Consider the following 20,658-nt stretch of genomic DNA (forward strand, 5'->3'; position numbering starts at 1 on the left):
TCATTCATCCACCTGCGTCGAAAGAAACACTTCAATCAGATGATCAAAGATGCGGTCGGCAACTTCGCGCTTCGAGAGCAAGGGCAGCGCGATAACATGATCATAACGGTCTATGATGGTGACGCGATTAGTATCCACATCAAAGCCGGCGCCAGGCGCGGTCACATCATTGACTACGATCATATCCAGGTTCTTGCGCTGCAATTTGTCGCGGCCATGCTCCACTGGCTTGTCTGTTTCAGCGGCAAACCCCACAACGATTTGATGAGTTTTACGACGGCCGACCTCAGTTAAAATATCCGGCGTCGGTTCCAGATCAAGTGTGACGCTTTGATCTGACTTTTTGATTTTGCTTGCCTGTGGATGGCGTGGCCGAAAATCGGCTACTGCGGCTGCTTTGATGACAATCGTGGCTTCATTCAGGTGGCGTGTGACAGCGTCACACATCTGCTGAGCTGACCAGACGGGGATGAATCGCGCCATGGGAGGCGGGGTCAAGCGGGTCGGCCCGCTAATGAGCGTCACGTCGGCGCCGCGAGCCAGCGCCGCTTCAGCCAGCGCATAGCCCATTTTGCCGGAGGAGCGATTGGTCAAGAATCGAATCGGATCAAGGTCTTCGCAGGTCGGGCCAGCGGTCACCAGTACATGGTGCCCGCTCAAGTCTGCGCCGGCGCTGGCCCGCTGCAAAAAAGCGATGGCGCGCGCCGCAATGACCTCCGGCTCGGCCAGGCGACCTTCGCCAACTGCCCCGCAGGCAAGGAAGCCGCTTTCCGGTTCAATGATTTCAACCCCTCGCGCCTGCAAGATGGCGACATTCTCTTGCGTGGCTGGGTGTCGCCACATCTCGACGTTCATGGCCGGCGCGATCATGACCGGACAGGTGGCCGACAGGTAAATCGTCGAGAGCATGTCATCGGCCAAGCCACGCGCGAATTTCGCTATGATGTTAGCCGTCGCCGGGGCAACGAGCAGGAGGTTAGCCCAGCGCGCGGCTTCGATATGTTTGATCGTCGTATTGGCGCCCGGCTCAAAGAGGCCGGTCATGACGCTGTGGCCAGAGAGCGCCTCGAACGTCACAGGGCCAACAAACTGGCACGCGCTCTGCGTCATCACGACACGAACAACAGCGCCTCGTTGCTGAAGCTGACGGAGCAGTTCAGCCGCTTTGTAAGCGCCAATACAACCGGTGACTCCCAACAATATATTCATCAGCGTTCCTCACATGCAAAGTCCAATCAAAGCGTCGTCGTAGATGAAGTGAGTCCCAACAGGATGTTCATCAGCGTTCTTCACATGAACGTTTGCAGGATGGCTCGCGCTTCCTCTTCCTGTCGGACTCGCCGGTGACGTTCAGCGCGAACGATCGCCTCAACCGCCCGACAAGCTTCTTGCAGCTCATCATTGATGACCAAGTAATCGAACTCAGCGTAGCGCGTAACTTCCTGACGAGCGACTTCCAGCCGTCGGCTCATGGAGGCCGGCGTTTCTGTGCCGCGCAAGTTCAATCGTCGTTTCAGCTCATCGAACGAGGGCGGCATCAGGAAAATGGTTAACGCATCGGGCGAGTGCGCTCGGATTTGCGCCGCGCCTTGCACATCAATATCCAGAATCACGTCACAGTGAGCGGCCAGAATCTCGTCAACCATTCGCTTGGATGTGCCGTACAGATTGCCGAATACTTCGGCGGATTCCAGAAACTCCCCCTGCGCGCGCATCTTCAGGAAGTCATCACGGCTGACAAAGAAGTAATCTTGGCCATGCACCTCGTTGGATCGCGGCTTGCGCGTCGTATGCGAAACCGATAAACGGGTCTGGGGAACGCGCTCCAGCAGCGCCTTGACGATAGTGGTTTTGCCGCCGCCGGAGGGCGACGAGATGACCACCAGGAAATTTCTGTTACTCGACATTCTGAACCTGCTCCCGTAGCTTTTCAACTTCCGCGCGAAGCTCGATGGCGGCCTTAGCGGTGGCGATGCTGGGTGATTTCGATTGAATCGTTGTGCCTTCGCGGTTCATCTCTTGCAGCAGAAATTCGAGTTTGCGTCCATTAGCTTGGTCGCTCCCCAGCAGCGCGCGATATTGGTCCAGATGACTCTTGAGCCGATTGATCTCCTCGTTGATGTCAGACCGCTGAGCCAGCAAGACTACTTCTTGCGCCACTCGGCCTTCGTCCAGCGTGATGTCAGCGGCTAGCTCATGAACACGCCGCAGGAGCCGCTCACGGGCTATGGCCAGATTTGAGCGAGCATCGCGTTCGATGTCAGCAACCAAATTGGTAATCACGTTCAACCGTTCATACATTTCTTGGGCAATGGCGCGCCCTTCCACCGCGCGCATCTCGGCGACTGATTCAAGCGCCTGTTTCATGGCCGCATCCAGGCCCGCAACCAGCTCCGTTTCCAGCTCGCCTGACTGGCTGACCGGCTCAATCACATCGGGCAATGAGGCCAGCGTATTGATATCTAACTCGCCGCCGATGGAAAACTCCTGTTTCATCATCGCAACCGCGCCCAGATAACCACGAATCATCGGCCGATTCAACTGGTAAGCGATCTCCCCGGTGTGTTTCAACGTCACGCTGACGTTGATTCGTCCACGCTGGCAATACTGCAAAACCAATCCCCGCACCTGTGGTTCGGCAGCAACCAGCTCGTCGGGCAACCGCAATTGGATGTCCAGAAAACGATGATTGACTGTGGCAACAACGACGTCAATCGTGAATCGGTTGTTCTGATATGTCCCCCGGCCAAATCCGGTCATGCTTCTGATCATAACACTCGACCTACTTTTTCATGCGAGATCCCAACATCCATTCCACTGTTGATTAAGCCCACTTCTGCGGCTGCATGAGCAGCGATGATGCCGATTCTTCATCAGCAAATTGCAATTCGTACAAGCGCTGGTAAACGCCTCCTTGCTGCATGAGCTGCTCATGTGTGCCGACTTCAGCAATCCGGCCATCCTCCAGCACGATGATACGATCGGCCTTGCGCACTGTGGAGAGCCGGTGAGCAATCACAATCGTGGTACGGCCTTTCATCAGATTGGCCAATGCGCTTTGCACATAGAACTCCGATTCGCTATCGAGCGCTGAGGTCGCCTCATCCAGCACGAGGATCGGCGCATCTTTGAGCAACGCGCGCGCCATGGCCAATCGTTGCCGCTGACCACCGGAGAGTCGAACGCCGCGCTCCCCAATCACCGTATCATACCCCTGCGGCAGTTGACTGATGAATTCATGCGCCAGCGCCGCTTGCGCCACCTCGATCAGCCGCCTGTCTGTTACGTCCGACCGACCATAGACGATGTTGTGCCGCACCGTGTCGTTAAATAACATCACGTCCTGCGTAACGAGCGCCATCTGCTGTTGCAATGACTTCAACTGCACATCACGAATATCCACGCCATCAATCAAAATGGCGCCACGGCTGACATCGTAGAACCGCAGCAGCAGATTGATCAACGTCGTCTTGCCCACGCCACTGGAGCCAACGATGGCCACAACTTCGCCGGCGCGAACCTCGAACGTGATGTCTTCCAGCACCCATGACGAGGCATCAGGATAGGCGAACCACACGTGGCGAAATTCTATCTTGTCGCGGAACGTGGTGAGCGGTCGCGCATGCGGCTTATCACGCATCTCGGTATGCTGATCCAGCAAAGCAAACACGCGGCCAGCGGCAGCCAACGCATGTTGTAACGCATTATGAATGCGACTCAGTTTGCGCACCGGATCATACAAACTGAAGAGGAAGAACAAGAATCCGAGAAATTCGCCGAGCGTCATCTGGCGAGCCGCAATGATGTGCAACGCATAGAGGATGAAACCGGCCGCTCCCAGCATGCCCATCAATTCAATCACCGGCGGCGAGAGCGCGGCGAATCGCGCCGATTTCAACTGTGCGCCCATCAGCCGTCGCGCCAGTCCCCTGAACCGCTCCGACTCGAATGACTCCATGCCAAACGCTTTGACAACCCGATGCCCAGCAATGGTCTCCTGCGCCAGATTCAGAATGTCCTGGTAGCCTTGCTGAACCCACGTCCATGTGCGACGCAAGCGTCGGCTGAAAAAAATCGTCGCCGCATAGACGAACGGACCGAGCGCCAGCGAATATGTAGCCAACTTCCAATTGAGCTTGAAAATCGCCACCAGAAAAACGATCAACGTGAATGTCTCACGGAGCGCATCATTGACCGTGCGGGAAACTGCCTGATCAATTTTTTCCACATCATTGACCAGATGCGCGGTCAGCTCGTTGGTATGATGCTGAGAAAAGAAGCGAGCTGATTGGTGAATGATGTGATTGTAGAGCGAGCATCGCAGATCGAATACGGCGCGCTGCCCGATCCAGGCCATCAGGTAATTGGATAGGAATTCGGCAACACCCTTGATCACCGTAAACACGATCAGCAGCAAAGCAATCAAGTACATGGCCTGCTGAAAATCGGCGGGCAAGTAGCGGTTGAAGTCAATCAGATTGGAAGCCGCCGGCAACTCCTGTGTGGCGCGACCGGCTACGGACAAGCGGTCTGTAATCGGCACCAACAAGGCCCGTGTCGCGCCTTCAAACAAGGCCACAATGAGCATCAGGAACAAAGCCGTGATGAATGAGCCGAGATACGGCTTGAGATAACCCAGCAACCGGCGCAGCTCTTGCATAGACGAAAGGAACGGAGACTATAAGCGGTTTGCGTGCACAGGGTCAAGATGAATGGCCGCCACCGACCATCGTTTGATTGAAGCGCGAGTCTGTGTGAGTCCTGCCAGCGAACTCCTCACGCGACATCTGCAATACCGCAGGGTTTGATTGAGATGTCGCTCTGCGCGAGTCCTGCAAGCGGCTTGAGTCTACTTGAGGCGCGAGCCTGTGTGAGCCTTGCAAGGAATAGGCAGGCTCGTACCACTCCCTACTGCTCACTCATCACGCTCCACTCTCGACTCATCACGCTCCAGGCAAGAGGCATTTTTTGAATGGGACACCGACGCGAACTGTTCACTCATCACTTTCCACTCATCACGCTCCCCTGTCCACTCTCCGCCAATCACGACATTCGTGGCCGGCGCGTGCAACAAACAAAAAGGGCGCCGAGCCCCGCGGGCTCGACGCCCTGTCATTAAGCTGTTCTAAGGAGGAATGTGCTTAAAAGCCCAACCGGAGGCCTAATTGCACTGTCAACGGACGCCCCACCGGTGGACCGAAGCCCGGGCCAAACAGCGAGAAGGGTTGCATGAACGTGCTGCCTGAGGTGGCAAAGCTCAAGCCGCGCCGCTCAGCAAACGCCAAATTCTCCACATCGAACAGGTTATACAGGTCAATGTACCCGCTCAGATTGACATTCTCGCCCAGGCGGAACACCTTGCTGGCGCGCAGGTCCATGTTGATGTAGCGACCGCTGCGCTCTTTGATGTTGCCCGAGGCATCCACGATGAACCCTTTGCGCTGGCTGTTGACGCGAACCTGTGTGCAACCAGGCGGATTCAACGCCCGCAGCGCCGCTGAGTTGCCTCGCGCTTGGAAGACGGCTTGCAAATTGGCGCTCGCGCAGATGCGATCAATGACGCCCAGTCCATCGCCGTCAATGTCAAACCCTGTGTTGAGCGAGTAGGGTCGTGAACTGGCCACCTGCAAAATGGGCGCTAACTGAAAACCAAACGGCAGATCGAAGACGCCGCTGGCCACAAATCGGTGTCGCTCATCGAAGCGGGTCGGCCCAAATTCTTCGGGTTTGAACTGGTTTTCAGGTGTGATCTGGATCGCATTGCCGCTGTACGAAGCAACGGGCTGCCCACCCCAAGACCGGGAATTGGATAAGACATACGCAGCCCGGAACGTCATCTTGCTCATGCGACCGCGAATCTCCGTCGTCCAACTATCAAACAGCGAGCGGTTGGTCGTGCCGATCATATTGATCTGCTCGATGCGGGCGCGCCCGCCGGTGATGGGAAATCCGGCATCCACAAACGCACGATCCAGCAGCCGGCTGCTGGCTCCACGCACACACAACGGCGACGTTGGGGTTGAGCCGGGATAGGCCGGATCGCAAATCTGGCGAATCTGCGGATTGATGACCTGCACGCGCGGCTCATGAATGCCCAGCGTGTGCACATAGTCGCTGGACAGGACCCAGTTCTGGCCGAGCGATTTCTGGAAGCCAATAGAAAACTTCTGAACATAGGGCTCCCGCGCGTCCGGATCATTGATGCGCCCAAAGCCGCCAAAGGCCAAATCAGCGAACGAGAATCCGGGGGGCAACGGCGGCAGTGGATCAACACCAAATCGGAATGTCGCAAGCTGCCCGGAGCCAACCCGATCGTTACGCAAGTCCAGCGCCGTTTGATAAAGCTCCGGGTTGGATTGCGTCAACGAAAACAACGTCAGGTTCTGGAAGAGCTGGTCAAAGAAGATGCCGTACCCACCGCGGATGACCAGCCGACCTTCGCCCATCGGATCGTAAGCAAAGCCCAGTCGTGGCTGAAACTCCCTCCAGCTCGGCGTCGTGCGACTCAGTTTGTCGGGGTCTCGCGTCAACGCCTGAGCCAGCGGGTGGTTCAGTCGTTGCAGAATTCGGATTGTGCGATTGTTGGTCTGATCCACCAGATTGCCGATGTTGGCATCCCACCGCAGGCCCAGATTGAGTGTCAGGCGTGGTGACACCTTAAAGTCATCCTGAAAGTAGAACGCCAACTGATGCAATCGCTGCTCGTGATCCCCGCGACCATCTGAGTAAGTGATTTGCCGCACGGCTCCAGGCGTGGCAAAACCCTGCGGGTAGAGACCATTGGTGTTGTTGACAATGGTCAGCGGATCGTCGAAAAAGGCAATCGCATACCCTTGGGCACCGAAGAAAAAGTACCCGCCTAAGTCAGTCCAAATATAGTTGGACCCAAACTTCAGACTGTGGCGGTTCACCTGCCATGAGAAGTCATGACGAAATTGGTACTTCCGCTCCAATGTCGCCTGTGGCACATTGGTGTTCTTGCCTGTGACAACAGTCGGGAAGGAAAGCTGTGGCGCATCGGTGACGCCGAGAATCTCGTTCTTGAAATCCTGGAAGTGGAACGAGATCACATTCAGCTTAGTGCCACTGATCGCATAGGTGTGGTTGACCACGAAGCTATAGAGCCGGTTATCGTTCGTGTTGCCGTTATTGAGGTCGGCTCTTGCCGGAACAGGAATTTGGTCGTTGGGCGAGGAGTTGTCCTGAAACGAAAACCGATAGAACATGGACTGCTTGCCCGATAACCGATGATCCACCTTGGTCGTCAACAGCCAATCATCGTAGGGTGTGGGAATGGCCTCCACGACATTGGCCCCCGGAATAGCGCGCAACTGAGGCAGCGCAGCCGGCACAACCAGATTCTGTTGACGCTCACGGAAGCGCTCCAGCGCGCCAAAGAAGAAGAGCTTGTCGCGCACGATGCGCCCGCCAAACGAACCGCCGATCTCCTGACGACTGAATGTCGGTTTCTCTCTGGCCGTTTGTTTCTCAAAGAAATCCTTCGTCCGCAGCGCCTCATCTCGGAAATTGGCAAAGAACGAACCGTGCCACTCGTTGCTGCCTGATTTGGTGACCACATTGACGACACCACCAACGGCGCGACCGCTTTCAGCCGTCCATCGGTGCTGCAACACTTGGAATTCTTGGATTCCTTCATAAGCGAAATTCTGCAGCAGGCTGCCGACAACGTTATCCTTGTTATCGCCGCCATCCACGTTGACGTCCAGTTGTCGGCCATCGCCGCCATTCATGGCGAAATTGCCAATGCGCGTCTTGGTTGGATCAAAATTGCCAGCAGGCCGAGCCTCTGGCATGATAACCGAGAGCGCCGCAAAAGTTCGATTCAACAACGGTAGGTTCTGCACCTCGGTTGGCGTGACCACGCCGGCGATCTCCGATTTGGTGGTTTCAATCAACGGCGCGCCGCCTTCGATATACATGACCTCCGTTGTCACACCCGGCCTGAGCGTGAAATTGAGCGTGACCCGCTGTCCAACCCCCAGCGTCACTTTCTGCGCCACGCTGCTAAAGCCGGCAGCCTCAACTTTCACCTCGTACTCACCCGGCGGCAGCTTGAATACAAAATAATCGCCGGAGTCGCTGGTGACAGTTCGTCGCTCAAGCCCGATAGCCTGATTCGTGACGATGATATTGGCGCCGGCTACCACTGCGCCGGCTTGATCCAGCACGGTGCCAGTCACCTCGGCCGTACTAACCTGCGCCGACGCTCCCGATACCCATGCAGCCATTAACAGCAGCATAACACCGGTAAAACGGATTCGTCGTTTCATACGCTTGAACATCCTCCCTTAAATGGAATCACCTCAGAATTGCAAAGATGATATTGAGCAACTGCTGTGCCAGAGAGTAGGCAGCAACCGGTTCGCAGTGGCTAACCTGTTGCCAAACAAAAAACTATGGCTGCCGGCAAAGGTTCTAGCAGGGATTGCTTCAACCAAAATTTTGGAGATTCGCATCCAAATTTTTGGATACTTCCACATTGGCGCTTAGAACAAACAACCAGCAGAGCGGCCTCGGCAGAACCCGACCGGATGATAGCCAGGCACGGGACATCGAATGAAATGAGAAGAATCTGCACTTGCGCGGGCTCAAGCCCAATCAGGCGCTCGAAGCCGTTCTGGAGGCGAATAAACTCTTGGCTGAGCCGATCAACGATCGAACGATCCTCGTGGTGTTAGATTAATGTAGCCAATCGAGCTCGGGTGCAGGATATGTTTATGCGCACCTTTCAATTGAAATATGCCAGTCCACACGTTGTGCAAACATTGCAGACGGCAATCTCGGCTCTCTTGGGGCAGCGCGTCGCCGTCGTCCCGCATGCTCAGATGGGTGCTCTCATCGTGCGTGCCCGGTCTCAGGATTTAGACGCGATTGGAGAGTTGATTGCCAGGATTGATCGGCCACAGCTCCGAGAAAACGTGGAGGTGACGGCTTATCTGCTAGCGGCATCCGGCGCGACCGGCCAACCCGTGCCAGCCCCGGTGCGACGAGTGCTTGAGCGTATGGGGCCGGCGACCGAGTCATATCGGTTAGTGGACACGCTACTGCTACGCGCCCGCGCTGGCGAGGATGTCAATCAGGTGGATGCGCTCGCTCCACGCAGCGAATCAGGGCCACAAAAGAGTTTTTACCAGTTTGGGTTTAAGGGAGTCTGGGTCGTATCAGAAGGAGCGCGCCGAACAATCCATTTTGACGGATTGCGGCTGACTGCTCGAGTGCCGATCGGGCTTTTGCCGCCACAGAAAGAAGGACAGCCAGAGAAGGTGGATTACGAGACTACTGGTTTCGAGATCAACCTTGACGTCCCCGAAGGTGAGCCAGTGATTCTTGGTCAAGCCCCCATGTTAGCGCCGGGCACGCCAGTGCTGGTCGTGCTCACGGCCAAGGTGGTTCCTTAATTGTTGATGGCTGAGCGTTGGTTCATGAAGCCACTGGGATCAGCGTCACAGCCACTTGCGCAGCCAGTCGTACATAGTCAGATGGGTCGTCCTTTGGGAATAACCACTCTCATCGTTCGTGGCGAGCGCGGAGCGCATGGGCGATTCCTGTGAGAATGTGGTACAGGCATTCCTGCCTGTGCTCCATTTTCATCACTCAGCTTGCGCCGGAGGCGCAAATAGAAGGTAGCCAGACTGCGACGTCTGGAACAGCACACCAAACAATCGTGGCGCGTCTGCAGCGCGCCGAGACATGGGTTTCGCGCACACCCGCGCTGCGCAGCCGCTCAATGAATTGCTGGAGCGTCTTCTGAGTAAAGCCGATTGTGTAAATCGTTTTCATACGCAGCCACTCATCAGAGACGGATGGTGTGCGAAGCGGCCGTCCGCCTCATCAAGTGCTCTTCCGTCAGGAAAACAGGCGAGGCTGTGTAGCGTGGCGTCGGAACGCCGTTGGATCGGTTTCGACAACCTCTCCTGAATGTAGGATGTGTTGAACCTGAACGCCTTCAGCAACCAGTGAGCGCGTAATCAACCAGTAGCGGTGGCACTTGCGATAATCAGCCTCACTGCACATGATCGCCAGGCGATAAACTTCAGCACCTTTCTTCAACCGCTCCAGCCCCTCCCGATAGAATGGCGCTTGCGCCAACCGATCATAATCAACTTGGCCGTCCGGGCCGTAGTACTGCTCCTCGACGGGCCGACCACCCAACGCGTCACCCAGGTAGAGGTACTTGATGTGCGCTTGCTCCAACGAGGTTTTCAACGTTTCGCGGTTGAATTGAGGCGCGTAGCGGCTATAGGGCTGACTACGGGTATCCACCAGTACGTCAATCCGGCACTGCGTGAGCAGTTGCACAAACTGCTCGACGGACGCATGGCTATGTCCTATCGTGTAAATCACGGGTACCATCGGTCGGCAGCATCATACCACAGGTACATGGACGGACAAAACCGATTGTGCAGGAAGCTGTGAAACCACATCATCAACCGAGTGGGTGCGCTCGGCGGGTTTAGCTTTTTGCTCGAATAGCGTTCATTGAGCCATGCCGTGATCGAACCGATGTTGGTTCGGCCAACGCCAGATGTTGGCAACTCAAGCATTGAGTCTCAACACGGGAGAAGATGGTTTCAGCGGCCTCTGTCGGAGCTACGAGGCTCAGTATAGCGCTGGCGGCGCGCTCAACCACCCGAAATTTGTAGGAAGATGAAGCGTCCAGGTTGATTCCCTGGTCAACTTTCCAGCCAGGATGCATGAACCAAGCGAAGCCGATTTCGGCGTGGCATACCGCGGCAACGGCAGCCAACCATAGAAATTCTCTGCAAGTACAGCATCACCAATGTCGGATACCAAAAGCCTAAGTAGGTTGACAAAAGTTCTGGGACATTTTGGGGGGACGGGACGTTTTGGCGTGTGGTGATGTGTCACCGCTTTCCGGCCAACGCTGCGACACGTCGCAGCACTCCAAAAAACGCCACGAACTTTTGTCACGTTACTTAGAACGTCAATCCTCCAGACCTGGCCTCGCGCGGTTAGCTGGACGCAACACTTCCGAAGTAGCCGCATCAACCAAGGCGCCGAGGTAATCTATGCGCAGCCCTTCGGCATCATCACGGCGGCCTCGCAAAAGAATTATCCCGTGGACCTGTCGCACTTGACCATCATGGGAACGGCAACGGGCGCGTGGGGCGTCCCGGCTGATTCGGACGCCGCCATCTTCCCGGCTGTCTCTCTGGAACGACGCATCGGTCGGGACAAGGGCATCAAAGCGAAACTCCCGATCATCATTCCCGGACTCGGCTCAACCACCATCGCCAAAAACAATTGGGAGGGCCTGGCCATCGGAGCCGCCATTTCGGGCATTCCGTTGACTATTGGCGAAAACGTCTGCGGCATGGACGAGCAGGCAGAATTCAAGCACGGGCGGGTGATCCATTCTCCCGAGATGGTTCGGCGGGTGAAGCTCTACCAAGACTGGCAACAGGACGGCTACGGAGCCATTGTGGTCCAGGCTAATGTGGAAGACACTCGACTGGGCGTTCACGAGTATGTCATTTCACAGCTCGGCGTGGAGGCGGTAGAGCTGAAATGGGGACAGGGGGCGAAGGACATCGGCGGCGAGGTCAAGATCAAAGATTTGGCCAAAGCCCAGTTGTTGAAGCGAAGAGGCTACATTGTATTGCCCGACCCGGAGAATCCCGACGTCATCGGAGCGTTCCGGCGCGGCTCGTTCAAAGAGTTTGAGCGTCACTCGCGCGTTGGCATGGTGGATGAGGAGAGCTTCATTCGGCGGGTGGAAGAGCTGAGGCGCGCCGGGGCCAAGTACGTGTTTCTGAAGACCGGCGCCTACCGACCGGCTGACCTGGCGCGGGCGATCAAGTTCTCGTCGCTGGCCAAGATTGATCTGCTGACGGTGGATGGCGCCGGCGGTGGCACCGGCATGAGCCCTTGGCGCATGATGAATGAGTGGGGCGTGCCGCCGGTCGAGCTACACTCTTTGCTTTATCAATATGCCGAGACGCTGATGCAACGCGGCGAGTATGTACCGGACATTGCCATCGCCGGCGGGTTTGCCTTTGAGGACCAAATCTTCAAAGGGCTCGCCTTGGGCGCGCCGTATTTCAAACTGATCGGCATGGCGCGAGCGCCGTTAGCCGCCGCCATGGTGGGCAAGACAATCGGTCGCAAGATTGAAGACGGTGACATTCCCGTTTACATTGTGCGATTCGGTGAGACGATCGAGGAGATTTTCGTCACCGCGCCGGAGCTGAAGCAGCGGTTTGGTTCTGATTTCGAGAAGATCCCAGCGGGAGCCATTGGGCTGTACACTTACCTCCAACGATTGGCTCAGGGGCTGCGGCAGTTGATGTGTGGCAATCGAAAATTCGCTCTGGATTACATTACACGGGACGACATTGCGGCGCTCACTCGGGAGGCCGCTGAAGTCAGTGGTATCCCCTACGTCATGGACGCGGATCGAGAAGCCGTCGAGTGGATCTTGAGTGGCATGCCAGAGCGACCGGCGACGCTTGAGCATCCCGAAAGCCTGGCTTGAACTTTACAGTGGGCCGCCTTTGAGAATCTGGGACAGGCAGGAATGCCTGTGCCACATTCTCACAGGAGGGCGTCGCCACAGGCAACGTGAACAACTCCTGACGTGACTTTCATGCAGGCTAATCAACAGACGCGCTTCGATGCAAGCGCGATGTTGTAGTCATCTGCTGCTGCAAGCCTTCCGCTTCTTGCGCATCTACCACGGCGATAGCGGCTATATTGACGATGTCTTTGACTTCACAACCACGTTGCAACACATGAACGGGTTTGGCCATACCCATCAAGATCGGTCCGATCGCTTCGGCGCCGCCCAGCCGAGCCACCAATTTGTACGCCACGTTAGCCGATTGCAGGTCGGGGAAGATTAACACATTCGCTCCACCTTTGAGCGTGCTGAACGGGTAGTATTCGTTGATCAGTTCAGGCGTCACAGCCGTGTCGGCCTGCATTTCACCATCCACCATCAGCTCTGGCGCACGCTGCTTGACCAGCCGCGTGGCTTCCTGCACTTTGTCAACAAACCGGTGGCGCGCGCTGCCGAAATTGGAGAAGGAGAGCATGGCAACTCGTGGTTCAATGTGGAATCGCCGGGCGATCTCCGCGCTGCACAGCGCAATCTCTGCCAGTTCCTCAGCCGTCGGCTCGATGTTGACGGTCGTGTCGGCAAAGAAGAAGACCTTCTCTTTCAGGATCATCATGAACAAGCCTGAGACACGCGACAGGCCAGGACGCATTCGGATGATCTGCAAAGCAGGACGAATCGTATCGGGATAATGCTGAGTCACACCGGCAATCAATGCGTCGGCGTCGCCTCGCCGAACCATCATGGCGCCGTAGACCGTTGGATTTCGCATCTGTTCCAATGCCTCCTGCCAGGTCACGCCTTTGCGTTGACGCAACCGATATAACTCATCAGCATACTCTTGATACTTGGGCGAGTGGACCGGGTCAATGATCTCAATCGGGTGTAGACCAATCTCCAGTTCTTGAGCGACCGAACGAATCTGCTCTGGATCGCCAAGCAGCACGGGGTGCGCAATACCTTCATCCACCAAGATGTGGCTCGCTCGCAGCACCTTCTCATTGGAGCCTTCTGGGAAGACGACCCGTTTGGGCTGGCGCTTAGCTTGATTGATCATCATGCGCATCACTTCGCGCGATTTGCCGAGCCGATTCTCCAGTTCTTCCTTGTAAGCCTCAATATCCAGGTGACGCCGAGCGACGCCTGAGGCCATCGCTGCTTGAGCCACAGCCGATGCTTCCCAAATCAGCACGCGGTAATCAAATGGCTTCGGGATTAGGTAATCTGGTCCGAAGTGAAGCCGCTCGCCGCCATAGGCTCTGATGACCGAGTCCGGGACATCTTCTTTGGCTAATGCGGCCAGCGCACGGGTGGCAGCCAGCTTCATTTCTTCGTTGATAGTCGTGGCGCGCACATCCAGTGCGCCACGGAAGATGAACGGGAAACCGAGCACATTGTTGACCTGATTTGGATAATCGGATCGGCCGGTCGCCATGATGACATCGGGGCGGGCTGCTTTGGCCTCCTCATAGCTGATTTCCGGGTCAGGATTAGCCATCGCAAAGACGATCGGGCGCTCATTCATCGAGCGCACCATCTGCTGCGTCACACAGTTGGCGACTGAGAGGCCAACAAACACATCGGCACCAACCATCGCCTCGGCCAACGTGCGACAGTCAGTTTCAGCAGCCAACGCTTCTTTGTAGGGATTCATGCCGACGGTGCGACCTTTATAGATCACACCTTTAGTGTCGCAAACAATCAAGTTCTCTTTTCTGACGCCCAATTGCAGGTAGTAGTTGGCGCAGGCAATGCCGGAGGCGCCAGCGCCATTGAAGACAACTTTGACTTCGCTGATGGATTTGCCGACGATCTCCAGCGCGTTCAGCAAAGCAGCGCCCGAAATAATAGCAGTGCCGTGCTGATCGTCATGAAAAACAGGTATGCTCAATTCACGTCGAAGCGTCTCTTCGATATAAAAACATTCGGGCGCTTTGATGTCCTCCAGGTTAATGCCGCCAAAGGTCGGCTCCAATAGCTTGACGAGCTTGATGACCTCGTCCGGGTCGTGTGTGTTGATTTCTAGGTCAAAGACATCAATATCGGCGAATCGTTTGAACAACACGCCCTTGCCTTCCATCACGGGCTTGCCGGCCAGCGCGCCGATGTCGCCAAGCCCTAAGACAGCGGTTCCATTAGAGACAACGGCGACCAGATTACCCTTGGCCGTATAGTTGTAGGCTTCTTCGGGATTGGCCTGAATTTTCAAACACGGCACAGCGACGCCGGGCGTGTACGCCAATGAAAGGTCTCGTTGCGTGATACATGGTTTGGTTGGGACAACTTCCAGTTTTCCTTTTCGCCCCATGCTGTGATAATCCAATGCCTCTTGTTCTCGAACCATAGACACCCTCCTGCGATTCGTTACCCACGCGCCTCGCTTTGCGGCGGGGCAGTAGGCCTGGTTGTTTGTTGATCCGTGCTGCGGCAATGCCTCAGTGTGCGCTCAACAACTGCGGCGACCGCAGTAGGCCTGGTTGTTTGTTGATCCGTGCTGCGGCTGTGTCGGCTGCTCAGGGTGTCAGCGAATCTTCCCATTGGTGGCGGAGCGCTCGCGCTTGCTGACGCAATGTGGAATTCCGGCCGAATCGCTCAATAACGGCACAGACTCGCCCCAGATGATCGTCCGGGCGATCGTGCATGGACCGCAGCGTCTCGGTCCATAAAACCGGCAATTTATCGAGCAGCCATTGATAAATCCAATTCAGTTCCGAGGTCTCCAACAGCAGCGTGCAGTACAGTGCGTGATCCAATGAAGCTTCGTGCTGAGTCATTCGTTCTTCGCACCGGTGAATCTCACGGACGAGTTTCGTGATGAGCGCAGGCTCAACCAATGGGCCGTCAAGTGGCAAAGGGGTGAGCCATAATTGCTCGGCGGCTGAGCGCAAGGCGTCGGCATGGTCTAGTTCGTCCTCGGCCAGATGCATCCAGAAGGCGCCCAGTTGCTGATCGTCTTCGAACATTTCGGCCAGACGTTCATAGAAGCGGGCGATTTGCGTTTCCAGCTCCGACAGCATGAGCAGCGTTTCAGCAGCCTTCAAGCAACTCTGGGGTCGTTGCTTCGCCATGATGATTCAGGCTCCTTTTGAACAAAGCGGCGGCCCGCTTCAATGGCTGCACTGTTGAGTTCCAACAGTGAGCGATTGGCAGTTGTAGCCTGTAACGCGGCGGCGATGCCGGCAGCATCAAGCAAACGGGTCCGTTCAAGAAATGCGCCAAGGACTACCATGTTGGCAGCTTTGGCACTGCCCAGCTCATCGGCTATCTTGGTGGCGGGCAAGCCGATGGGCACCACGTCCTCTCGGGTAGGCGTCTTATCAATCAGGGAGGAGTCATAGATGACCAACCCACCGCTGGTCATCTCTGGTTCAAATTTGTCCAACGAGGGCCGATTCATGGCAATTAGAACCGTGGGGTGAGAGACCAGCGGTGAGCCGATTGGGTTTGTAGAGATGTGGACGTGGCAATGGGCTGTGCCACCTCGCATTTCGGGTCCATACGAGGGAAGCCATGAGACATGGTAGCCTTGGCGCATACCCGCTTCGGCCATGAGGCGCCCTAAGAACAGGATGCCTTGGCCGCCAAATCCTGAAATCTTGATCTGCCAATCGCCGGCAAGCTGCGTTGTCACCGGCGGCGCAAGCTGCTCGTCGTTGTGACCATTGAGGCCGAGAATCATAGGAATTTGCTCTACGGGGACCTGCTGCCGGTAGCGCGTCCAGCCCTGCCGCTTGGCCGATTCGTCTTTGAACACGCCCAGCGGAAAGACTGGCAACATCTGTTGTTCAATCCATTGGCACGCCTCCGTCGGCGATAATCCCCAACCGGTCGGGCATGGGGAGAGGACTTCGACGAGCGAGAAGCCTCGGCCTTCGATCTGATTTTGGATGGCCTTGCGCACGGCCTTACGCGCTTTCATCCGCGACCGATTATCTATCAACGCGACGCGCTCGATATAGGTCGGACCTTCCAGCGTGGCCAGCAATTCACTGACGCGCAGCGGAAATCCTTCTGCTTGCGGTGTCCGTCCCAACGGCGAGGTGGACGTCTTCTGGCCCAACAGCGTAGTTGGCGCCATTTGACCGCCCGTCATTCCATAGATGGCATTGTTCACAAAAAAGACGGTGATATTCTCACCGCGATTGGCTGCGTGCAGAATTTCATTGCCGCCGATGGCTGCTAGGTCGCCATCGCCCTGGTAGGTAATGACAATGCTGTCAGGTCGAGCGCGTTTGACAGCCGTGGCCACCGCCGGCGCGCGCCCGTGAGCGACTTGAATGTTGCCTACATCGAAGTAGTAGTAAGCAAACACCGAGCAGCCAACCGGACTGATCAAAATAGTGCGGTCTTGAACACCCAAATCATCCAGCGCCTCGGCTACATACTTATGCAGATTGCCGTGGCCGCAACCGGGGCAGTAGTGCGTGGTCAGGTGATCGCCCGGCTTACGCTCAAACACCCCATAGAAACTCTTCGGGCGCTGGTATGCTTTCACATACATGGTCCACCTCGCAAGCTTGAATAATTTGCTCGACCAACTCTTCCGTCGTCGGGATCATGCCGCCATAGCGACTATACAACAGCACGGGCCGACGACCTTCGACGGCCAGCCGCACATCTTCGACCAATTGACCATGACTGAGTTCAACTGTCAGGAAACAGTCGGCCCACTCTGTCATGACGGCAATTTCTCTGGCCGGGAATGGCCACAGAGTAATGGGTCGGAATAATCCGGCTCGAATGCCTCGCGCGCGCGCTTGATCAATTGCTGTTTTCAGCACACGCGAGACGATGCCGTAGCCGATCAGGATGATGTCGGCATCATCGGTTTTGTACTTTTCGTAGAGGTCGGTTGTCTGACGCATCCGCTCGTACTTCTCTTCCAATCGCAGAATGTGTTGCTCCAACTCTTCAGGCGATAGGTATATTGAGCTAATCAAATTGCTCCGTGTCTCTGCATCGCCGCGGACCGCCCAGTCTTTGATCGGCGGTGAGATCAGCGTCTCTGGGAACTCAACCGGCTCCATCATCTGGCCAATGAACCCATCGGCCAGCACAATCACTGGATTGCGGAACTGATCGGCCAACTCGAAGGCCAGGATCGTCAAGTCGCACATCTCCTGCGCGGAATTGGGGGCCAGCACAATCGTCCGATAGTTGCCATGCCCACCACCTTTGACGATCTGATGATAATCCGATTGTTCTGGCGCGATGTTGCCCAGGCCGGGGCCGCCTCGCATGATGTCCACAATGACACAGGGCAATTCCGAGCCCGCGAGGTATGAAATGCCCTCTTGCATGAGGCTCAACCCCGGCCCAGACGAAGCCGTCATCGCGCGCTCACCGGCCGCGGCTGCACCATACACCATGTTGATCGCCGCTACCTCACTCTCTGCCTGAAGGAATGTTCCTCCCACCAACGGAAAATACTTAGCGGCGGCCTCGGCAATCTCGCTGGCCGGCGTAATCGGATAGCCATAAAACGACCGGCAACCGGCCAAGATGGCCGCTTTGACGACGGCTTCATTTCCTTTGATCAGTTCCTTCACCATGCGTCATGATCCTCAATTGATGCTGTTTGTCTCCGGCTTCACCACATAGACCGTGATGGCCCCTGGTTCCGGACAGGCATAAAAACAAATGCCACAGCCTGTGCAGCCGCGACCTTCATACCTGACCGGATGGTATCCATAGCCGTTCAATCCGTCACTCAGCGTCAGCACGTGGACAGGGCACGCTGCCACGCACAAACCGCACCCTTTGCACTCATCTTCTAAGATTTCGATGACGCCTCGATCTTGTTTCTGCTCGACCCTCATCGCTCATTTACTCCTTCATTGCGACTGCGGCCCTTTCGGTCCGAAGCGCATTAGCATGACTAGCGATGCAAATGCTATGCCGAGATACCATCCCCAGGCTCAGGAGGGCTAATCGGCTGATTTCTCGGCTCATCGCCGGATCGGTCGGCGGCCGCTCAGGTTCTCATCTGTGTTAAATCACGAACCCAGTTGGGAAAATTCACACGAACAAAAGGGAACGCTAACGCGGGGCACAGGCGCGGTTCCGGAGTGGGCGGCCGACCCTCGTGATAGTTCGGTCAATGTGAATCCGGGCACGACTCAAGGCATATCAGCCATATCACCTGATTTGCGCTCATGCGAGACCTGGCCGCAGCACGCTCGATTTCACGACGTTGTCGGTCACGGGCAGCCCGGACTGGGCTGGCATGCAGCTTGCATGACGACAAAGCGAGGATTTTCATGAGCAGTCAGACCAATTGCGGAGGAAAAGATCACGTTCACGGAGCTAAAAAGCATGGTGGAACCTGACTGAGTGAGCGGGTACGCGCGATCCTCACTCGGCATTTGGTATAAGGAGGAAGGTATGCCAATTTCCGATTATTGTTTGACTGAGGTCGTGACCATCCAGCCTGATGAAACGATCGCCGCAGCCGCTGCGCTGATGCGCGATCAGCATGTGGGTTGCCTGGTCGTTGTTGAGGGAAACCGGCCGGTCGGCATTCTGACCGACCGGGACATTGTCAGAGGTGTGCTGGCCGAAGGACTTGATGCTACGCAAACGCTGGTCAACGATGCAATGACGCACGAAGTGGTCACTGTCCAAAGGCAGGCCGGTGTGTTCGATGCTATTTCTTTGATGTGTGATGAGGGCGTGCGCCGATTGCCGGTGGTTGATGAGGAAGGCCATCTGGTCGGCATCATCGCGCTGGATGATTTGTTGTTGTTGTTGGGAACCGAATTAGTGAATCTGGCCAGCATCAGCGCAACCGAACGCAATCGCGAACGCGAGAAAGAACGGACCGCGTCGGCCTGACCAGAGGCGAGCGGAAGCGGATGCCTGTCGGCTCCGACTCTGTTTTTAACACGCCGGCTCTCACCGGTGGCATAACCGTTGAGCACGGCAAGGAAGGGTTCTATGCTTGTCAAACAGATCATGACACAAGACGTTGTCACAGTCGCTCCGAACGACACGCTGTGGCAAGCTGACCAACTGCTGATGAAAGGACGGTTTCGTCATCTGCCCGTGGTGGAAGCAGGCCGATTGGTCGGTATTGTCTCAGACCGGGATATTCGTATCCCGTTATTCCTCAACTCACGAGAGACGGCGCTACAGACGATGCAGCAGAAACAGATTCGTCAGATCATGCGACAACCGGTCATGACGGCCTCTCCCTTGATGGCCATTGAACAAGCCGCAGCGATCATGTACGAAAACAAAATCGGTTGTTTGCCGGTGCTGGAAAACGACCGCCTGGTGGGGATCATTACAGAGAGCGACATCTTCCGCGCATTCATCCAGATCATGGGGGTGATGTTGCCAAGCTCTCGCTTGCAATTGCTATTGGACGACGGCCCTGAACCGTTGGCCAAAGTCACGCACATTGTCAAGGATCACGGCGTCAACATCGTCAGCCTGGTCACCGAACCATGCCAGACAGCCGGCAAACGCATCGTCGTCGTGCGGTTGCAAACGATTGATCCCAGGCCGATCATCAGTGAGCTGCAACGCGCCGGCATCGAAATCAGCTCACCTGAGTTACTGTGGCGACAATCGTGAGCTCTTGTCCACTCCATCGGTCGAGCTGGCCGGTTCAAGAAGCCCTGATCGGCTGCGCTCTTTCACCCCATCTGGGGCATATCGCCCGCTCTCTCCTCACGCCTAATCCAAGGGAACGCATAACGAGTTGGTAGATTTCAACGATTTACTTGGCCTGTTAGGCTCGACCGTGACTTGGTATGATGATTGCTTCTTGTTGATGCTGTTTTAATGTCGCAATGCTGGAGGAAAAACGATGATGCGATTACTGAAACTCATCAGTCTGATGGCGGCGGTGGCGGCGCTCACGGTCAGCGCGTCGTTGCCCGGAACGTATGCCAAGCCAGAATATAGCAAGAAGGAAAAGAAGAGCTGCAAGTATTGCCATACATCGAACAAGCCCAGCAAAGATGACCTGAATGACGCGGGCAAGTACTATCGCGATCACAAGACGCTTGACGGGTACACACCGAAAGGCTAGTTCAGGCGGGCATCAGGCTCAC

The 20,658-nt window shown here is 56.1% G+C and carries 17 protein-coding genes and 1 pseudogene; 5 read left to right on the forward strand and 13 right to left on the reverse strand.

What is annotated here, in order from left to right; all coding sequences use genetic code 11:
• From coaBC to NZ823_01870, 5 genes are all read right to left on the reverse strand, one after another.
• Window positions 1-1,209 (reverse strand): bifunctional phosphopantothenoylcysteine decarboxylase/phosphopantothenate--cysteine ligase CoaBC, encoded by a 1,209-nt coding sequence (gene coaBC, locus NZ823_01850; protein MCS6803871.1) that lies wholly within the window; start codon window positions 1,207-1,209, stop codon window positions 1-3.
• An 80-nt stretch (window positions 1,210-1,289) separates the two neighbouring features.
• Window positions 1,290-1,907 carry a guanylate kinase gene (gene gmk / locus NZ823_01855; GenBank protein ID MCS6803872.1) on the reverse strand — a complete coding sequence of 206 codons (618 nt, stop codon included), beginning with the start codon at window positions 1,905-1,907 and terminating at the stop codon, window positions 1,290-1,292.
• Window positions 1,897-2,772: a YicC family protein gene (locus tag NZ823_01860; protein MCS6803873.1), complete on the reverse strand. Its 876-nt coding sequence runs from the start codon at window positions 2,770-2,772 to the stop codon at window positions 1,897-1,899. The genes gmk and NZ823_01860 overlap by 11 nt, the downstream gene beginning before the upstream one ends.
• A 52-nt stretch (window positions 2,773-2,824) precedes the next feature.
• On the reverse strand, window positions 2,825-4,660 hold the full coding sequence (locus NZ823_01865; GenBank protein MCS6803874.1) for an ABC transporter transmembrane domain-containing protein: 1,836 nt from the start codon (window positions 4,658-4,660) through the stop codon (window positions 2,825-2,827).
• A 481-nt stretch (window positions 4,661-5,141) separates the two neighbouring features.
• A complete protein-coding gene (locus NZ823_01870; GenBank protein ID MCS6803875.1) occupies window positions 5,142-8,291 on the reverse strand; it encodes a TonB-dependent receptor in 3,150 nt (1,049 codons plus the stop codon).
• 447 nt (window positions 8,292-8,738) lie between these two features.
• Here NZ823_01870 and NZ823_01875 point away from each other — a divergent pair, with 447 nt between their 5' ends.
• Complete coding sequence (locus NZ823_01875; GenBank protein MCS6803876.1) at window positions 8,739-9,419, forward strand: hypothetical protein; 681 nt, start codon at window positions 8,739-8,741, stop codon at window positions 9,417-9,419.
• Window positions 9,420-9,615: 196 nt separating this feature from the next.
• Here NZ823_01875 and NZ823_01880 read toward each other — a convergent pair whose 3' ends face one another.
• The 3 genes from NZ823_01880 to NZ823_01890 form a co-directional block, all read right to left on the reverse strand.
• A complete protein-coding gene (locus NZ823_01880; protein ID MCS6803877.1) occupies window positions 9,616-9,801 on the reverse strand; it encodes a hypothetical protein in 186 nt (61 codons plus the stop codon).
• A 66-nt stretch (window positions 9,802-9,867) separates the two neighbouring features.
• A complete protein-coding gene (locus NZ823_01885; protein MCS6803878.1) occupies window positions 9,868-10,374 on the reverse strand; it encodes a DUF488 domain-containing protein in 507 nt (168 codons plus the stop codon).
• Entirely contained in the window at window positions 10,362-10,565 is a 204-nt protein-coding gene (locus NZ823_01890; protein ID MCS6803879.1) for a hypothetical protein, read from the reverse strand. The genes NZ823_01885 and NZ823_01890 overlap by 13 nt, the downstream gene beginning before the upstream one ends.
• 467 nt (window positions 10,566-11,032) lie before the next feature.
• On the opposite strand from NZ823_01890, the pseudogene NZ823_01895 reads away from it, so the two are divergent.
• A pseudogene (locus NZ823_01895) lies at window positions 11,033-12,517 on the forward strand (FMN-binding glutamate synthase family protein).
• Window positions 12,518-12,635: 118 nt separating this feature from the next.
• Here the strand turns inward: NZ823_01895 and pta are convergent.
• The 5 genes from pta to NZ823_01920 all read right to left on the reverse strand — a co-directional run bounded on the left by pta (window position 12,636) and on the right by NZ823_01920 (window position 18,417).
• Window positions 12,636-14,942: a phosphate acetyltransferase gene (pta, locus tag NZ823_01900; GenBank protein ID MCS6803880.1), complete on the reverse strand. Its 2,307-nt coding sequence runs from the start codon at window positions 14,940-14,942 to the stop codon at window positions 12,636-12,638.
• Window positions 14,943-15,111: 169 nt separating this feature from the next.
• Window positions 15,112-15,666: a hypothetical protein gene (locus NZ823_01905; protein ID MCS6803881.1), complete on the reverse strand. Its 555-nt coding sequence runs from the start codon at window positions 15,664-15,666 to the stop codon at window positions 15,112-15,114.
• Complete coding sequence (locus tag NZ823_01910; GenBank protein ID MCS6803882.1) at window positions 15,636-17,099, reverse strand: 2-oxoacid:acceptor oxidoreductase family protein; 1,464 nt, start codon at window positions 17,097-17,099, stop codon at window positions 15,636-15,638. The genes NZ823_01905 and NZ823_01910 overlap by 31 nt, the downstream gene beginning before the upstream one ends.
• Window positions 17,050-18,150 (reverse strand): 3-methyl-2-oxobutanoate dehydrogenase subunit VorB, encoded by a 1,101-nt coding sequence (locus NZ823_01915; protein MCS6803883.1) that lies wholly within the window; start codon window positions 18,148-18,150, stop codon window positions 17,050-17,052. The genes NZ823_01910 and NZ823_01915 overlap by 50 nt, the downstream gene beginning before the upstream one ends.
• A gap of 12 nt (window positions 18,151-18,162) precedes the next feature.
• Window positions 18,163-18,417 carry a ferredoxin family protein gene (locus tag NZ823_01920; GenBank protein MCS6803884.1) on the reverse strand — a complete coding sequence of 85 codons (255 nt, stop codon included), beginning with the start codon at window positions 18,415-18,417 and terminating at the stop codon, window positions 18,163-18,165.
• Between the two features lie 565 nt (window positions 18,418-18,982).
• Here NZ823_01920 and NZ823_01925 point away from each other — a divergent pair.
• The 3 genes from NZ823_01925 (at window position 18,983) to NZ823_01935 (ending at window position 20,636) form a co-directional block, all read left to right on the forward strand.
• Window positions 18,983-19,432: a CBS domain-containing protein gene (locus NZ823_01925; GenBank protein MCS6803885.1), complete on the forward strand. Its 450-nt coding sequence runs from the start codon at window positions 18,983-18,985 to the stop codon at window positions 19,430-19,432.
• A gap of 102 nt (window positions 19,433-19,534) precedes the next feature.
• On the forward strand, window positions 19,535-20,176 hold the full coding sequence (locus NZ823_01930; GenBank protein ID MCS6803886.1) for a CBS and ACT domain-containing protein: 642 nt from the start codon (window positions 19,535-19,537) through the stop codon (window positions 20,174-20,176).
• Window positions 20,177-20,411: 235 nt separating this feature from the next.
• A complete protein-coding gene (locus NZ823_01935; GenBank protein ID MCS6803887.1) occupies window positions 20,412-20,636 on the forward strand; it encodes a hypothetical protein in 225 nt (74 codons plus the stop codon).
• Window positions 20,637-20,658: the final 22 nt, after the last annotated feature.

It is taken from the genome of Blastocatellia bacterium (genome assembly GCA_025054955.1).
Taxonomy (GTDB): domain Bacteria; phylum Acidobacteriota; class Blastocatellia; order HR10; family J050; genus JANWZE01.